The organism is Candidatus Enterococcus moelleringii (genome assembly GCF_017377575.1).
In the GTDB taxonomy this organism is placed as follows: Bacteria; Bacillota; Bacilli; order Lactobacillales; family Enterococcaceae; genus Enterococcus_A; species Enterococcus_A moelleringii.
Genome location: NZ_JAFREM010000011.1, coordinates 141,312 through 158,032 on the forward strand (window position 1 = coordinate 141,312; position 16,721 = coordinate 158,032).

12 protein-coding genes are annotated in these 16,721 nt (G+C 42.7%); 7 read left to right on the forward strand and 5 right to left on the reverse strand.

The window, feature by feature from the left end:
• Window positions 1–455: 455 nt before the first annotated feature.
• On the forward strand, window positions 456–2,279 hold the full coding sequence (locus JZO70_RS06890) for an amino acid permease (RefSeq protein WP_207672804.1): 1,824 nt from the start codon (window positions 456–458) through the stop codon (window positions 2,277–2,279).
• 58 nt (window positions 2,280–2,337) lie between these two features.
• On the opposite strand, the gene JZO70_RS06895 is transcribed toward JZO70_RS06890, so the two are convergent.
• From JZO70_RS06895 to JZO70_RS06915, 5 genes are all read right to left on the reverse strand, one after another.
• Entirely contained in the window at window positions 2,338–3,000 is a 663-nt protein-coding gene (locus JZO70_RS06895; RefSeq protein WP_207672805.1) for an ABC transporter permease, read from the reverse strand.
• A 5-nt stretch (window positions 3,001–3,005) separates the two neighbouring features.
• A complete protein-coding gene (locus tag JZO70_RS06900; protein WP_207672806.1) occupies window positions 3,006–3,920 on the reverse strand; it encodes a glycine betaine ABC transporter substrate-binding protein in 915 nt (304 codons plus the stop codon).
• Between the two features lie 3 nt (window positions 3,921–3,923).
• Complete coding sequence (locus JZO70_RS06905) at window positions 3,924–4,562, reverse strand: ABC transporter permease (protein WP_207672807.1); 639 nt, start codon at window positions 4,560–4,562, stop codon at window positions 3,924–3,926.
• Between the two features lie 2 nt (window positions 4,563–4,564).
• Window positions 4,565–5,743 (reverse strand): betaine/proline/choline family ABC transporter ATP-binding protein, encoded by a 1,179-nt coding sequence (locus tag JZO70_RS06910; protein WP_207672808.1) that lies wholly within the window; start codon window positions 5,741–5,743, stop codon window positions 4,565–4,567.
• A gap of 266 nt (window positions 5,744–6,009) precedes the next feature.
• The gene (locus tag JZO70_RS06915; protein WP_207672809.1) at window positions 6,010–6,897 is read right to left on the reverse strand and encodes a VOC family protein; all 888 of its coding nucleotides are present in this window, start codon (window positions 6,895–6,897) and stop codon (window positions 6,010–6,012) included.
• A 163-nt stretch (window positions 6,898–7,060) separates the two neighbouring features.
• Here JZO70_RS06915 and queA point away from each other — a divergent pair, with 163 nt between their 5' ends.
• The 6 genes from queA (at window position 7,061) to JZO70_RS06945 (ending at window position 16,291) form a co-directional block, all read left to right on the forward strand.
• On the forward strand, window positions 7,061–8,092 hold the full coding sequence (gene queA, locus JZO70_RS06920; RefSeq protein WP_207672810.1) for a tRNA preQ1(34) S-adenosylmethionine ribosyltransferase-isomerase QueA: 1,032 nt from the start codon (window positions 7,061–7,063) through the stop codon (window positions 8,090–8,092).
• A gap of 164 nt (window positions 8,093–8,256) precedes the next feature.
• Complete coding sequence (locus JZO70_RS06925) at window positions 8,257–9,210, forward strand: tocopherol cyclase family protein (RefSeq protein ID WP_207672811.1); 954 nt, start codon at window positions 8,257–8,259, stop codon at window positions 9,208–9,210.
• A 391-nt stretch (window positions 9,211–9,601) separates the two neighbouring features.
• Entirely contained in the window at window positions 9,602–12,268 is a 2,667-nt protein-coding gene (locus JZO70_RS06930; RefSeq protein WP_207672812.1) for a pectate lyase-like adhesive domain-containing protein, read from the forward strand.
• Window positions 12,269–13,005: 737 nt separating this feature from the next.
• On the forward strand, window positions 13,006–15,648 hold the full coding sequence (locus JZO70_RS06935) for a calcium-translocating P-type ATPase, PMCA-type (protein ID WP_207672813.1): 2,643 nt from the start codon (window positions 13,006–13,008) through the stop codon (window positions 15,646–15,648).
• A gap of 117 nt (window positions 15,649–15,765) precedes the next feature.
• A complete protein-coding gene (locus JZO70_RS06940) occupies window positions 15,766–16,026 on the forward strand; it encodes a type II toxin-antitoxin system RelB/DinJ family antitoxin (RefSeq protein WP_207672814.1) in 261 nt (86 codons plus the stop codon).
• The gene (locus JZO70_RS06945) at window positions 16,013–16,291 is read left to right on the forward strand and encodes a type II toxin-antitoxin system RelE/ParE family toxin (protein WP_207672815.1); all 279 of its coding nucleotides are present in this window, start codon (window positions 16,013–16,015) and stop codon (window positions 16,289–16,291) included. The genes JZO70_RS06940 and JZO70_RS06945 overlap by 14 nt, the downstream gene beginning before the upstream one ends.
• Window positions 16,292–16,721 lie beyond the last annotated feature (430 nt).

Below are 16,721 nucleotides of genomic sequence, written 5' to 3' on the forward strand. Positions count from 1 at the left end.
TCCTTTTCGCAGTTTTATCTGGTGAGCAGTCTAAACAAAAAGTAGCACAAAACAAAGCGTATCCAGTCTAAAAGAATGGTACACGTACGAAAATCAGACTAATTTTTTCTCAAGAAAAATTAATCCCTTAATATTAGTTAGGTGCCAGTTCTTCTTTTCGCAGTTTTATCTGGTGAGCAGTCTAAACAAAAAGTTTCGCAAAACAAGGCTCATCCAGTCTAGAAGAATGGTACACGTACGAGAATCAAACTAATTTTTCCATAGAAAAATTAATACCTTATTTAAGAGTTAGGTGCCAGTTCTCCTTTTCGCAGTTTTACAAGGTGAGCAGTCTAAACAAAAAGTTGCACAAAACAAGGAGTATCCAGTCTAGAAGAATGGTACACGTACGAAAATCGAACTAATTTTTCCTCAAGAAAAATTAATCCCTTAATATGAGTTAGGAGCTGAACAGAGTGAATTATTTAAAACGGTTGTTGGTAGGGCGACCCTTAAAATCATCAGAAAACGATGAACAAAGCTTGTCCCGTTTTGCGGCGTTGGCATTATTGTCTTCGGATGCCTTGTCATCAGTGGCGTATGGGACGGAACAGATCGTTGTTGTATTGATGACCCTATCGGCTGCGGCTATCTGGTATTCCTTACCAATTGCTGCGGTGGTCTTAGTTTTATTGGCTTCGCTGATTTTTTCTTATCGGCAAATTATCCATGCTTATCCTCACGGTGGGGGCGCTTATGTCGTCAGTAGTGAGAATCTAGGTAAAGGTGCTGGGCTAGTGTCTGGCGGGTCCCTCTTGGTGGATTATATGCTGACGGTCGCCGTGTCTGTCTCGGCTGGGGCTGAGGCGATTGCATCGGCAATCCCAGCCCTGTACAACCATCGAGTGCTGATTGCAGTAGTGATTGTGTTGCTGTTGATGCTGATGAACCTGCGAGGCTTGCGGGAATCAGCGGGATTTTTGGTATTTCCGGTTTATTTGTTTATTGCTATTATGACTGTTTTAATTGTTGTTGGATTGTTCAAAATTGCCACCGGAATGGCACCGATTCAGGCAACAGCGCAAGTAGGATCGTTTGTGCCGGGGATTAGTATCGCACTCTTGCTGCGGGCTTTCTCATCGGGTTCTTCTTCCTTAACTGGGGTGGAAGCCATCAGTAATGCGGTGCCGTTTTTCAAAAAGCCGCGGGCTAAAAATGCTGCTGGGACGTTAGCAATGATGGGAATCATCCTGGCCTTCTTCTTCACAGGGATTACTTTCTTGAACTACTGGTTTGGGATTGTTCCTTCTGAGCAGGTGACGGTCTTGTCTCAAGTCGGAGAAGCGGTCTTTGGTAACGGGATTATGTACTATGTGATGCAGTTTGCTACGGCATTGATCCTAGCAGTTGCGGCCAACACGGGATTTTCAGCTTTTCCGGTTTTAGCCTACAATTTAGCCAAGGATAAATTCTTACCTCACCGCTATCAAGATCGTGGGGATCGGTTAGGCTACTCTAACGGGATCATTACCTTGGCGCTAGGTTCAATTGTACTGCTGCTGATTTTCCAAGGCTCAACGGAACGGTTGATTCCGCTGTATTCAGTGGGTGTATTCATCCCATTCACTTTATCGCAAACCGGGATGGTGAAGAAGTGGTACAGTGAAGGCGGCCCTTGGTTAAGAAAATCGATCGCCAACATTATTGGTGCCTTGATTTCCTTCTCCATCGTGGTAATCCTGTTCATTTATCGCTTGAATGATATTTGGCCGTTCTTCATTATTATGCCGATTTTGATTTTTGTCTTTTACAAAATTCATCAACATTATCAAAATGTCGCAGAACAATTGCGTCTGGCTGACGAGGTAGAGCTGCATGAGTATGATGGCAACACCGTGATTGTGCTGGTTGGGAATGTTACCCAAGTGAATATCGGCGCCATTAATTATGCTCGTTCTATCGGAGATTATGTGATTGCGATGCACGTTTCCTTGGATGAAAATTCCGAGAAGGAAAAAGAGATCCAGCGAGAATTTAAAGAAAAATTCCCGGATGTTCGCTTCTCGGTAGTCCGTTCGCCGTATCGTTCAATCGTTAATCCGGTGGCTCGTTATGTGGATCGAGTAAGCAAGAAGTCGAAAACATACAATTATACGACGACTGTCTTGATTCCTGAATTTGTACCGAACAAGGCTTGGAAGCTTTCGCTGCATAACCAAACTGCTTTACGGTTACGTCTGCGCTTGTCGTATCGTGATGATATCGTAATTAGTACCTATAATTATCATTTGAAGAAATAAAAGAAGCTTCGCAAACTTTTTCAGCTTTAGCGCTGGAAATGAGTTTGCGAAGCTTTTATTATTTACTCGTTTTAGTCGCTGGATCTAGGCGTTTTTCCACTAAGCCTAACAGCCAGTCGGTGATGATAGCCATTAAAGCAGTAGGTAAAGCGCCGGCTAAGATAATCGCTGTTCCATCAGTGGCATTGGTTCCGCGGATGATAATGTCACCCAAGCCGCCAGCCCCGACGAAGGCACCGATTGCTGTGATCCCAATTGCAACCACTAGTGCATTTCGAATCCCTGCCATGATGACTGATACAGACAGAGGAAGTTCGATCATGTAAAGCCGCTGGAAGGAGGTCATGCCCATTCCTTTTCCGACATCTAGGGCATTGCGATCGACTTGCCGCATGCCAGTGTAAGTGTTCTTGATAATCGGCAATAAAGAATAAAGAAAGACCGTCAGGATAACCACGTTGGCACCTAACCCCATACCCAACATCAAAATAGAAATCATCGCCAGTGAGGGGATGGTTTGGATAATATTGGCAATCCGAATTACCCAGTTGGCTAATTTGTAGTGTTTAGAGATAAAGATCCCGATGGGAATCCCGACAATTCCTGCAAACAGCACGCCGTAAATTGAAATCAAGAAGTGGCGATAGAATTGTGAGAAGACATAGCCGCCATTCACTTGAAAATACTCAATGAATTGTTGAAAAGTATTCAGGTTTTCCATTGCGCTCACTTCCCTTCAAAGTAATTGTGCTCTTCTAAGAATTCTTTGGCGACCACTGAAGGCTCTACCAAATCATTGTCGGCACGATAGTTTAGTTTTTGCATCTGCTCGGTATCGATAGTTCCAGCTAGTTTATTTAAAGCTTCCCGAATGTCAGGATTCTTATTCAAAACTTCATCGGTAGCAACCGCTGCGGCATCATAAGGCGGGAAGAAATGTAAATCATCCTCCAACATCACCAAGTCATAGCTGGCAATCCGGCCGTCAGTAGAATAACCCAATACGATATCCATCCGTCCGGCTTCTACCGCGTCATAGACCAAACCAATCTGCATTGGCAAGATCGAAGAAAACTCGAAGCCATACATTTCCTTAAAGCCTTCGTAGCCGTCTCCTTCACGGGTGATCCAGGCAGTATCCACGCCAGCGGATAATTCACCAGCAACATCTTTTAAATCGCTGACTTTAGTTAAGTTGTATTGCTCAGCCGTTTCTCTACTAACTAAGAATACATAGGTGTTGTCAAAGCCGTAAGAAGGGAACCAGGTTTGCTGATAGCGTTTCTGGAACTCGTCGCTGACAATCTCGAAAGCTTTGTCAGGATCATTCTCAGCCGGCAAGCCTAAAGTCGCGGTTACGTCAGTCCCGGTGTAACGAGCGGCTGAAATTGAGGCGTTGCCATTCATCATGGCCTGATGATTAATGGTAGTCGTTGCTAAATTATTGATGACAGTGGCATTCAAATCAGTATAATGTTCCACCATCTCAGCAGCAATCCCACCTAGAATTTGTGCTTCAGTGGTAACGCCGCCGGTAATTGCGACCGTGTCTTCGTTGTCATTTGACGATAGTCCAGGAAAGGAACAGCTGCTTAGTACAAGCAGCGCGAGCCCTAAAATAAGTAATTTGGCTTTTTTCACAGGCTACTCCTCCTCCTTTCGTAGTGCAGTCGGGGTCATTTTGTTTTCCAAAAAGCCCAACAGGAAATCTGATAGCAAAGCGATTATAATGACCGGAATTGTTCCGGCAAAAATCAATGGCGGTTGGAAGTTGTTCAGTCCGCTAAAGATTAAATCCCCTAAGCCGCCGGCACCGATGTAAGAAGCCAAGGTTGCCCAAGCGACTACATAGACGGCCGCCAAACGGATCCCAGCCATAATCGTAGGAATCGCAATCGGCACTTCGACTGAAATAATCGACTGCATATTAGTCATTCCCATGCCTTGGGCAACATCGCGATAATTTCGGTCGACATTCTTCATCCCGATATAGGTATTACGCAAAATCGGCAGTAAAGAATAGATAAACAGCGCAATGATTGCCGGCACTTTCCCAACACCAAAGAAGGGTATCATCAAAGCTAACAAAGCCAATGAGGGAACCGTCTGCAATACGCTGGCAATCCCGATGACGACATTAGCTACTCGGGGCAAGCGGGTCAATAAAATTCCTAAAGGCACCGCAAACAGAATACCTAGAATTAAGGCAAAGGCTGAGATATAAATATGCTCGGCGCTTTTGGTCATAATCTGTCCGCCGTATTCGTTAATGAATTGCTGCATACTTACGCCTCCCCATTCGTAGCAGTAATCGCTCCATTGGCACTAATCACTGTGTCTTCTTCACCCCAAAGGGCATCATAGACAATATCTACTAAAGAAACCCGGGTCAAAATGCCCACCAAATGGTTGTTGTCATCCACTACTGGTACGTATTTCACACCGCGTTTCAAAATACGCTGCAAGCTGTCGCGCAATAAGGCGGATTCTTTTACATAGAAGACTTTGGTATTAATGATATCGCCGACACTAGTTGCGGTGCCGCGGCGACGTTCTTTTTCAATTGTTTCAACGTCTACAAAGCCTTTTAAGGTATTGGTATCGTCGACGACTAACAGGGTATCTACCCGTTTTTCCCGCATCAGACGAACTGCGCTTTGCAAAGTCTTTTCCGCAGTGATGGAAACCGCTGTGTTCATCATAATTTCGCCCACGGTGGTAGTATCCGATTTTGCCTGCAATAGGCGATCTTCTCCCAACAGCTCTTCCACGAAATCGTTGGCAGGCTCACGTAAAATATTTTCGGGCGTATCAAATTGAATCACATGGCCTTCATCCATAATGGCGATGCGGTTAGCTAATTTTAGCGCTTCATCCATATCGTGGGTAACAAAGACAATCGTTTTACCTAGACGTTCCTGCAAATCCTTCACTAGATCCTGCAAGGAATCGCGGGTAATCGGGTCTAGGGCACCAAAAGGCTCATCCATCAAAATGATGTCCTGGTCAGCCGCTAGTGCACGCACCACACCGATCCGCTGTTGTTGTCCGCCAGATAGCTCGTGCGGGTAGCGGTCCAGCATATCTCTAGGCAATTCCACTAAGTCAATCATGCGCTCAGCTGTTTTGTCCCGTTTGTCTTGGTCTACTTTTAACAGCTTTTGTACGAGGGTAATGTTTTCACGGATGGTCATATGGGGCATTAAACCGATGTTTTGAATTACATAGCCGATTTGGCGGCGTAATTCAACGGGATTAATATTTTGGATATCCTCACCATCAATTTTAATCGTTCCTTCGGTGGGATCGATCATTCGATTAATCATTCTCATTGTCGTAGTTTTCCCACTACCACTGGTACCAATTAAACAAATAAATTCACCTTTGTTGAAGGAAAGGTTGACATTTTCCACGGCCATTTTATTGCCGGGATAGATTTTTGACACATTCTCAAACTCAATCATATTTTTCCACCTTTACGTCCTTTTAGTCATTACTGCTATAACTAGTATGCAATAAATAAAAAGAAAAGACAAATTTGAAGTCAGGAATATCGAGATTAAATGCGGAAAAAAGTCGAAAAAGAAGGTTATAAAATAACTAGAGCGTTTAATTTGAAAGGGTTTAGTGAGTAATAGCAAGCATAGAAGAGGTGAAAGCTGTAGCGGAATAAGGGCCAAAAATAAAAAAACAATCCTCCAGCGAAAATTAGAGGATTGAAGAAAAATGACTATTTTTCAGGATAAATGTTCTTTTCGATCTCTTCCCGTTGATCTGCTAGAAATGGCGGCAGGGCAAATGTTTCGCCTAAATGGGCTAAATCTTCATCGATCGTAAATCCAGGTTCCAGCGTAGCAAACTCTACTCGAATACCGCCGGGTTCGCGAATATACAAGCTTTTGAAGTAGCCGCGAGAAACAATTTTTTCGATATGCCACTCTTGCTCCCTAGCTTTATGAAGCAGGGCATCCAAGGCTTGGTCATCCTTAACGGCAAAAGCGACATGATCGATACTGCCGCGGCCCATATGGGTTTTGTCGGTTGAGTCCGTTGCCGAGATTTTCACGTATTCCTGTGGGCTTAACTGGATGACGCCATTTTCAGTGGACCAATCCAGCAGCTCTTGGAAAAATTGACTGGTCTTAGCAGGATCGGGCACATGGAAATGAATCGAACGCAAGCCTAATAGCTGCTTGTCGGCGGGCACATCTGAGTCCACCTGATGATCCTCCGCTAAAGGTGGTTGATCGGTTTCGGTAAAAATCAGCTCCACATCGTCTGGATCATGGAAAATCAGCTGTTGATCCTTTTCGGTAAAGGGAATTTCTTCCTGTTGAAGCCGTTCTTTCCAATAAAACAGGCTCCCTTGTGGAAGACTCCATTCGACTTCCGCTAAATAGTTGCTATTGTCATAACGATGCCCCAGCTTAGGCACGACGAAGAAGGTAATCACCGAACCGGGCGAGCCTTGATAGTCGCCATAATAATAGTGCAGCATGCGATGATTGTCTTGATTAACCGTGTTCTTCACAAAGCGCAGGCCTAATAGTTTGGTATAGAAGTTTACATTTTCTTCCCGATGTCTAGTTAATAGTGAAACATGATGATAATAGGTCATGAACCTCACTCCTTACTTTTAATAAGTATAACTTGTTTCTATTAAAAGACAAAGGAACCTGCTTTCCATTAATGAGCCTCCGTGTTAGAATAGCCAAGGATGCGCCGCAAGTTAAAAATCGGCAAATAAATGAACTATATAATAGAAATAAAGGAAGAAAAATATGTTAACAACTGAAGATTTCGATTTCGATTTACCAGAAGAATTAATTGCTCAGACCCCGTTGTCAAAACGCGACAGCTCACGCTTGCTGATTCTGGACCGCCAAACCGGTGCCATCGAAGACAAGCATTTCCATGACATTATTGATGAATTATCACCAGGGGATGCCTTGGTGATGAACGATACTCGCGTATTGCCCGCTCGTTTATATGGTGAAAAGCCGGAAACCGGCGGACACGTAGAAGTCCTTCTATTGAATAATACCCAAGGGGACCAATGGGAAACCTTGATTAAACCCGCACGCCGGGCAAAAACCGGCACAAAGATCGTCTTTGGGGACGGTCGTTTGAAGGCTGTGGTAAAAGAAGAGCTGGATCACGGCGGACGAATCGTTGAGTTTCAATATGAAGGGATTTTTCTGGAGAACCTAGAGTCATTGGGAGAAATGCCTTTACCGCCTTACATCAAGGAACGCTTAGAAGATCCAGATCGTTACCAAACCGTTTATGCTAAGGAAAACGGCTCAGCCGCAGCACCAACCGCGGGCTTGCATTTTACACCGGAATTGCTGCAAGCGATTGAAGCTAAAGGCATTAAGCTGGTTTATTTAACGTTGCATGTGGGTCTAGGAACCTTCCGCCCAGTCAGTGTTGATAATATTGCTGAACACGAGATGCACAGTGAATTTTACCGTCTGACGCAAGAAGCTGCTGATCAGTTGAATGCGGTAAGAGAAACGGGTGGCAAGATCGTCGCTGTAGGAACCACTTCGATTCGGACCTTAGAAACAATTGGGACTAAATTTGATGGTGAAATTAAAGCGGACAGCGGCTGGACTGATATCTTCATTACCCCAGGGTATGAATTTAAAATCGTCCAAGCCTTCTCCACCAATTTCCATCTGCCAAAATCAACCTTAGTGATGCTGGTGAGTGCTTTTGCCGGTCGGGAAGAGACTTTGGCGGCTTATCACCATGCGATTGAAGAGCGTTACCGCTTCTTTAGTTTTGGCGATGCGATGTTCGTCAAATAGGTTACCGCTACTCAGGAATTAAGATAGTTAGGCAGGGATTTTTCGAAATAAAGGAAAATCCCTGCTTTTTTGCGTACATTGAAAAAGCCGATTCTTCGCTACTTTTTCAGCTGTTCCCTATAATGAATATATAGGAAACATTTAGTTGAAAGGGTGACGAAGGAATGACATTAACAACCGATATCAGTTATCACGGAGAAAAAAAGCAGCATTCTTTCTTTGAAGGCTGGTACTTGAAACACCAAATAGACCAACATACCTATGCTTTTATTCCCGGGATTTCGATTGAAAAGAACGGAAGCAAACACCCCTTTATCCAAATCATCCATGATGAAAGTTCCCATATGCTTCATTTTGACGAAAGTGAATTCTTTGCTGAAGAAGACCGTTTTGATGTGCGCATTGGAAACAATACATTTAGCGAAGAAGGCATTTCGTTGGATATTCAGGATGAGGAAGAAAACTTGTCTATTTCCGGTCAAATTACGTATGGACCATTTTCCCCAATCCAACGCAGTAAATTTTCCCCAAGTATTATGGGGCCTTTTTCTTACTTAAGCTTTATGGAATGCTATCACGGGATTCTGAGTATGGGGCATTCGCTTCAAGGGAGTCTCAACTTGAATCAGCAAGTGATCGATTTTTCTAGCGGAACTGGATATATCGAAAAAGACTGGGGCACCTCATTTCCCAAAGCCTATATTTGGTCCCAATCCAATGAGTTTCAGCAACCGGATGTTCAGTTTTTCTTTTCATTGGCAGACATCCCCTTTGTTGGCTTTGAGTTTTTAGGGTTGATCTGTGTGCTGAACCTTGCTGGCAAGGAATATCGAATTGCGACTTATAATGGAGGAAAAGTTGAATCCATCACCCGGGAAAAGGACCAGTTAGTCATTCGGCTTAGACAAAAAAATTTGGAACTAAAAATAGCCGTGGACAGTCAAGCGGGTCATGATTTAATGGCGCCAAGCCAAGGCGAAATGAACCGAATTATCCGGGAGAATGCCAATACAACTATCAACATTCGCTTAGTTGAAGGAGACAAACAGCTATTTGAAGGTGAAGGCCGGATGGCAGGATTTGAAGAAGTGGGACAGGTTAGTTCTTTTAAGTATTAAAGATAGAAATAAATCCTGAAAGAAAGTATTTCGCAGACTGGTGGTAATACGAAGCAATTAGTAGAAACACTAAATCTAGATGGAGAAAGTACTAAATTTCCTAAAACCAACATCAGTTTAATTTCAGACCAAAAACCTAAAAGGGAGTGATTCTCCTCTTTTGGGTTTTTTTATTCAATAAATATAGAAACAAAAAAGAAAAAATGTTAAACTTAACAATAAGATGACGACCTTATAACCATATATAGTATTAGCTATGAAAAAAGGTGGAGATATTATTATTTTTAAGTAATATAATAATTTCGGAAAAAACTTTATTTCTGTAGAATTTAGATTTTGGGTCCGAGATTCTTTAATTTAGGCGTTGTATGGAAAGGGTGATTAAAAAGAAATGAGATTAAAACTCAAGAATAAAGTAGTAGGGGTTCTCTTATTGGTGGCTTTGGTGGGGGCAGTTTTTGCTGGGGTAGTTAATTCCACAGTTGAGCCGCAGAAGGTTGAAGCAGCTGGAGAGAAAATTATTGGCGAACTGTCCCTTGCTGAACACAAGGCACTTTACGAAGACAGCTATCGTGCAGCTAGTGATGAATACCATGCGAGTCATGGGTTTGATCCAAGTACGAACGTAGTTACGGTTGATACTTACAATAAGTTCGTTCAAGCCTACAAGGACGAGACTGTTACTAAGATTATTATGTTAAATAATATTAGTTCACCAACTACTGGGTCAGGTTTAGTTCATAACCGAAGGAAATCCATTGAAATTGATGGTGGGGGACACAAGCTGTTGCTGTATCACAGAAATTTAGGAGTCGGTGCACCTACGGACTCTTCTCGAGTGTTTCACTTGCATGATTTAATTGCCGCAACACAAAATTCCTATGCTACGACTGAAGGAGCTAACTACTGGTCCTTCATCGGCGGTACGGGAGACTATGTGAATAATCTGACTGATCGGGGACAATGGTATTTCCGATTTGGCAATGTGTCCACTGACTATGATGCTTCTAAATATGAGGGGAATAACAGGAGCTATTCTTCAATTGGCGGACGTTTCGCCCGCGTGAATCAGGCGGAGGTAACGATGTATGGGCATAACACTCTTGTTACCGGGTCAGAGAATTTTTATCTAGGCAGCATGGTAGTTGAGCCTAACACGGTGTATAATGGAACGAACTGTAAATTGGACTATTCAGTGGTGTGGTTTGTGGATCGGCAAAGGGATGGTACGACAGGGATTAATGGCGAATTTACCATCGGTGATAATTCTTTTGTTTATTTACGAAATACGTATACTGGGACGAGTTTTCCAGCCATTTATGCCCACTATTCCACAATTACTGTCGGTGAAGGGGCCTATTACAACGCAAATATGATGGGAAGAGCTGTTTCCAATGCTGACTCGACACCCCTTGGAGGAACGAATCGTTACAGTCAAAAGCAGTTTATCGCCAAAAAAAATTCCCATGTCAATTTGCTCTCCCGTGGAAATGGGTCCGTTGTGAGGTTGGATTATGAAAATAACGGTATTTCCCCTAATATGCAGTTTAAGGCCGAGGAGGGAGCCGAGGTTTATATTTATGGAGCTACGGGAGCTACTTTGGGAACTAGGAATGATGGTATTATTTCCATGAATGGAAATGGCTGTCTATTTGAGCTTGACAAACCTAAAATGTTTGAAATTCGCAATAATCGCGGGTATACCTTCATAAATACCAGTAATAACAATACCTTTAGAATTAAGAACAGTGATATTAACACTTGGATAAACTCAGCTGATTTAGCGAATCCAGCTAACTATAGTTATGAAAGGGTAGAAAACTTGTCGATTGAGGGTACTAGTGTCACCTCAAGCGATCCTGACCTGGCAAGTACGCTAAATACAAGTGGCTTTAGGCGGATCAACGGGCTGAACGTAGCGCCAGAACTAATCTGGGATTATGTTACCGATGCTAATAAGACCTATCAGGCAAGGGTCAGCTTGGGGATGATACCGACGGGCCAGTTTGACAAAAATGGGGTAGCAATTATGACCACTAACTGGGCAAAAGCAGGCCAAGCGAATGTTTCTTTCACTGATACGCTGAATAATACTCGAACCCCGATCGAAACTGGAAATGACGGGTATGCGAAATATACCGATACGGAATTCCAAAAAGCTACGGAAGAAATGCAAGGAAGCGCTCTTCGTGGAAAAACCTGGCAAGGCGAAGTGAGCAGGACCAAGGTCATTGATGTAACGCCGCCAGAACCGATTAAGCTGGTAAAAAATAGGATTACCACGACGGATCAAACATTAGAGGCTATCGGATTAGAGCCGAATTCTAAGGTATTTATATCAGTCAATGGCGGTTCTGTCACTGCAGCTGGAGCTGCCAACGGAAATGGTGAATGGAGTCATCAGCTGGCTAATACCTTCAATAAGGATGACAAGGTTCAAATCTTTTTAGAGGATACTGCTGAAGCCTATCCAGAAGACTTTGATGCTGCTGGACTAGAAGCAACCCATACGGCAACCGGTAATCGTAACCCTGTAACAGATGTAACGTATAAGGATGCTACCTTCAAAGCAGCCACGATCTATACAGTAGAACAAGTCAGAGTTACTCTGCATGTGCGGCAGATGGTAGCGACGACAACTGAAGGCAAAGAAAAGCTGGTTCAGCCAACTGAAGGATATGCTAAGATAGTCAACACGGATACTCTGAAATACGATACTCGTTATCCTAGCGGCTATGAACTAACGGACACCGGAACTCAAGAGCAAGCCGATTTTGCGAAGATTGTGATTGATATGGAGAAGCCTAAAGTAGACAGTTTGCTGAAGTTTCAGCCGATCATCCCAGCTTATTACAAGAATCATGGCTATATTGTGACTGACACAGAGGAAGCTCATTCCTTAGCCACACCTACTCTTCAGACTGGAGAGTATCAATATAATTTCGCAGATGGTGTGTACGAAAAATGGCTGACCATTTACATTACACCGACTCAGTCAGATTTCCAGCCTTACAGCTGGGACTACGGGTTGAATGATTTGGGAATTAAGACGCGGTAGCAGTTGATTGAAGAAAAATGCAGCCACGAATGACTGTTTTTCTGATGCTTGATTATTCTTCGCCATGAAACATGGCAGAGAATAAAATTCCCCAAAAGAAGGCATGGACCCTCATCCATGCCTTCTTTTTTACGTGTATCAACTTCTACCGCTAAGCATTTCAAAATTCTAGACGCAAAGAAAAAGCCAGGCTCTCGACTGCCTGGCTTTGTGTTGACTCGGAAGGATTTGTTATTCGGATGATACTTATTTTTTCTTTACTTGCTAATACATGTAAAGTATTTTTTTGAATTTCTAGATGATAAACATAAATCTTGCTTATATTACTTTTTTCACACTATTCAGTTTTACTAAAGATCATTTTCTTACGTATCTTTACTACTTTATTTTGATTCTTTTACTCAACTGCTGATACGCATTCACTATTTATAAAGGAAATACTCTACACATACTTCTTTTACTGCTTTGTTGGTGAATCTGGTATTACTTACAACTTTATTGTTTATATTTCTTCTACTAACTATCGAGAAATTCTCCGACTAACAAATGTCCTCCTTCCTTACACCCATATAATAGCATATATTCGCACTTTTGGGAAGCGTTTACATACAATTATTTTAAAAAAATTCCTTGTTACTTTTTGACCGTTTCCCGAGTTGAATCCTTTGAATTATCGGCGAAAATCATGTTATAGTAAATAGAGAGAGCGGTTTTTTATAACGCAAAGGAGGAATAGGATGGAACCATACAAGAAGACGATTGACGAAATAAAAGAGGAATTTACTACTGATTTTGATAATGGTCTATCAGCACAAGAGGTTGATCAACGACTTAAAAATAACGGTAAAAATAAATTCGAGGAAGCCAAGAAAGAATCGGTTGCGAAAAAGTTTTTCCGCAGCTTATCAGACTTCACGACCATTATCTTATTAGTGGCCGCGGTCATTTCTTTGTACACTGCAATAGCCACGGATCACGGTGATTATTTTGAAAGTTTCTTAATCATAGCCATTGTTGTAATCAACGCCGTATTGTCGATTGTACAAGAAGGAAACGCAGAAAAAGCACTATCTGCCTTACAAGACATGAACAAACAAACCTCACAAGTCCTGCGTGATGGAAAAGTAGAAGAAATTGACGCAGAAGAACTTGTACCCGGGGATATTGTTCTATTGGAATCCGGCGCATTGATTACGGCAGACGCCCGCATCATTGAGGATTCCCAACTAAGAGTAGAAGAATCTGGACTAACAGGTGAAAGTGAGCCGGTTATGAAGGACTCCATGTACGAAACCCAGGAAGATGATTCCCTCGGCGATCGTTTAAACATGATTTATAAAGGTTCAACCGTTGTAAACGGCCGCGGCAAAGCAGTCGTTACAGCTACTGGTATGCAGACCGAGATGGGTAAAATTGCCGACCTGCTAAACCAAGATCACACGCAAAAAACACCGCTGCAGATACGTTTAAACCAACTAGGTAAACGCATCAGTATCATCGCTTTAATGGCAGCAGCACTTGTATTTGTTATTGGTGAGCTACAAGGTGAACCAGTCCTTGAGATGTTCATCACCTCAGTATCACTAGCCGTTGCCGCTGTACCAGAAACCCTGACAGTTATCGTCACCTTAACCCTCGCTTATGGGGTTCAAAAAATGGCCAAGAAAAATGCCATTATTCGAAAACTACCCGCAGTTGAAACATTAGGTTCTGCCGATGTCATTTTGTCGGACAAGACTGGTACCCTTACGCAAAACAGAATGCGTGTCCGTCGTGTGTGGACCCGGGGAGATTCCGTGGTTGATACCGAAGAAGGTATGACGGATGAAGCGATGGAAGTCCTGAGTATCGCCGCTCTTAACAGTGACGTAATTGTAGAAAAAGAAGACAACGAGATAGTCATTAAAGGAAATCCCACCGAGGCTGCAATTGTTCGCGCCGTGGAGGAAAACTACCATACCAAAGCCGAGCTGGAAGAAAAATATCCTCGGATTGGTGAAATTCCTTTCGATTCCGATCGTAAAATGATGACCACTGTTCATAAACGTGGGAAGAAATACATGTCTATTACAAAAGGGGCTTTCGATGTGCTATTGCCGAAGTTCCATTATGGCGATGTCGATCAAGCCGCTGTCGTGAATGACCGTTTTGGTAAAAAAGCCCTGCGCGTTATCGCAGTCGGTTATGCTATTCATGACGAAGAACCAAAAGAAATTACTTCAGAAGCATTGGAAAAGAATCTGCACCTGATGGGCTTAATCGGTATGATTGATCCACCGCGTCCAGAATCCAAATCAGCCATTGCCCGGGCGAAAAAAGCCGGTATCAAGACAGTTATGATCACCGGAGACCATGTGGTGACAGCTGGAGCCATTGCTAAAGAACTAGGTATCATGTCTTCGCGCAAGGAAGCCATTTCCGGAGCGCAGCTGAAGAAGATGTCGGATGAAGAACTGGATGAACAAGTCAGAGAATTATCGGTTTATGCCCGAGTAACACCAGAAGACAAGATCCGCATCGTAAAAGCTTGGCAAAGAAGTGGCGCGGTCGTTGCTATGACGGGTGACGGGGTCAACGATGCCCCTGCGCTGAAAGCTAGTGACGTCGGAGCAGCCATGGGGATCACTGGTACTGATGTTGCCAAAGGTGCCGCCGATATGGTCTTAACCGATGACAACTTTGCTACGATTGTTGATGCAGTAGCTCGTGGACGTTCAGTTTATCAAAACATCCGCAAAGCGATTAACTTCCTATTAAGCTGTAATATCTCAGAGATCTTTATCGTATTGATTGCGATGCTGTTAGGCTGGGGCGCACCATTTACCGCCGTTCAGCTATTGTACGTAAACGTCGTTGCCGATGGCCTGCCAGGCTTCGCCTTAGGTCGTGAACCAGCTGAAAAAGGCATCATGGACGAAAAGCCGATTCCTCATGATGAAGGTATTTTTGCCCGTGGATTGTGGCAGAAGATTGCGTTAAATGCAACGATCTTCACGATTGTCACCTTGATCGGTTTTTACGTTGGCGCTTTTGTCGACAACGCAAGCCATTGGATCGCACCAAGTATTGAAGTTGGTCAAACAGTAGCCTTTATCGTATTGGCTTACTCATCGATCCTGCACGTCTTTAACGTACGCAGCAGCAAATCGATCTTCCAAGTCAACCTGTTAACCAATAAATCATTAGCACAAATGGCCTTCCTAGCGATTGCCATTACTACCGTGATTGCTTTAGTACCAGTCACTCAAGGATTATTCAACCTAGTGCCAATTGGTTTGACTCATTGGATGGTAGCTATTGTGCTGTCATTCGTACCAATTATCATTAATGAGTTAATCAAGTTCCACAAAGCACCAGAAATTGATCCAGAAGAAATTTAAACTATACGAATAAAGTCAGAGAATCTGTGATGGATTCTCTGGCTTTTTTTGTAACGCTATCGTATTGTCGTTGGCGTTACTAGATGATATAATATGAAATGAAAGGAAGTGTGTATGATGGCTACTTCAAGATTAAATATTCGAATTGATGAGAAGCTAAAAGAGCAGGTAAAAGAAGTTTATTCAGAACTGGGGATGGATTTGACGACCGCTGTAACAATTTTCTTCAAGCAGTCTGTAAGAGACGGGGCCTTCCCCTTCCAACCTCATTTAGAAAATCCTGACAGTGTTCTTGCAAGGAAACAAGCAGAAAGCGGTGAAGGCGAAACTTTTTCTAGTGTTGAAGAGTGGTGGGAGAAAGCAAATGCTGAGGATTAGAGAGACTCCTACCTTCAAACGTGACTTCAAACGTATTAAGAAAAAACATTACGACATGCACAAGTTGAAAGTGGCAGTGAGTTTGATTGTTGCTCAGGAAAAAGAGACCCTTATTAGAAAGTATAAGGATCATTCATTGGTGGGGAATTGGCAAGGTTACCGGGAACTACATATTCAAAAAGATTGGCTGTTAATTTATCGAATAGACGAAAACGAATTGATTTTAACCTTAACGAGGACGGGTTCTCACGATGAAATTCTATGAGTTGTTTGAATTCCAGAAACCTGACATCTGAATTAATGGGCCTCAATAAGCATACCCTCGAAAATTGAACATAGGGCTAATCGAATCCTAGGCATAAGTTCCACAAAGCACCAGAAATTGATCCAGAAGAAATTTAAACTATACGAATAAAGCCAGAGAATCTGTGATGGATTCTCTGGCTTTTTTTGTGATTTGAAAAAATAAAAGGCTTTTTTTTGCGTACTTATATTATGGGACCAATAAATCCCTAAAAAAGTAATTACGAGACAGAAAGAAGTTGCTCGGCTAAAACAGTTAGAAAAGCCGACTGACAAAATAGCTAGACAGCAAAATGTGTTAAAAAAAACACTAATTCTAAAATAAGTGTTTGCAATCAAATAATTTTTCGGTATGATATCAAAGTTGAAATTTATCCTTGAATTAAAGAAAA

What these genes read in the sequence shown, in the direction of transcription:
- JZO70_RS06895 (WP_207672805.1), bottom strand. Translation starts at nt 3,000, where the DNA reads ATGGAAAACCTGAATACTTTTCAACAATTCATTGAGTATTTTCAAGTG.
- JZO70_RS06905 (WP_207672807.1), bottom strand. Translation starts at nt 4,562, where the DNA reads ATGCAGCAATTCATTAACGAATACGGCGGACAGATTATGACCAAAAGC.
- JZO70_RS06910 (WP_207672808.1), bottom strand. Translation starts at nt 5,743, where the DNA reads ATGATTGAGTTTGAGAATGTGTCAAAAATCTATCCCGGCAATAAAATG.
- JZO70_RS06915 (WP_207672809.1), bottom strand. Translation starts at nt 6,897, where the DNA reads ATGACCTATTATCATCATGTTTCACTATTAACTAGACATCGGGAAGAA.
- queA (WP_207672810.1), top strand. Translation starts at nt 7,061, where the DNA reads ATGTTAACAACTGAAGATTTCGATTTCGATTTACCAGAAGAATTAATT.
- JZO70_RS06925 (WP_207672811.1), top strand. Translation starts at nt 8,257, where the DNA reads ATGACATTAACAACCGATATCAGTTATCACGGAGAAAAAAAGCAGCAT.
- JZO70_RS06930 (WP_207672812.1), top strand. Translation starts at nt 9,602, where the DNA reads ATGAGATTAAAACTCAAGAATAAAGTAGTAGGGGTTCTCTTATTGGTG.
- JZO70_RS06935 (WP_207672813.1), top strand. Translation starts at nt 13,006, where the DNA reads ATGGAACCATACAAGAAGACGATTGACGAAATAAAAGAGGAATTTACT.
- JZO70_RS06940 (WP_207672814.1), top strand. Translation starts at nt 15,766, where the DNA reads ATGGCTACTTCAAGATTAAATATTCGAATTGATGAGAAGCTAAAAGAG.
- JZO70_RS06945 (WP_207672815.1), top strand. Translation starts at nt 16,013, where the DNA reads ATGCTGAGGATTAGAGAGACTCCTACCTTCAAACGTGACTTCAAACGT.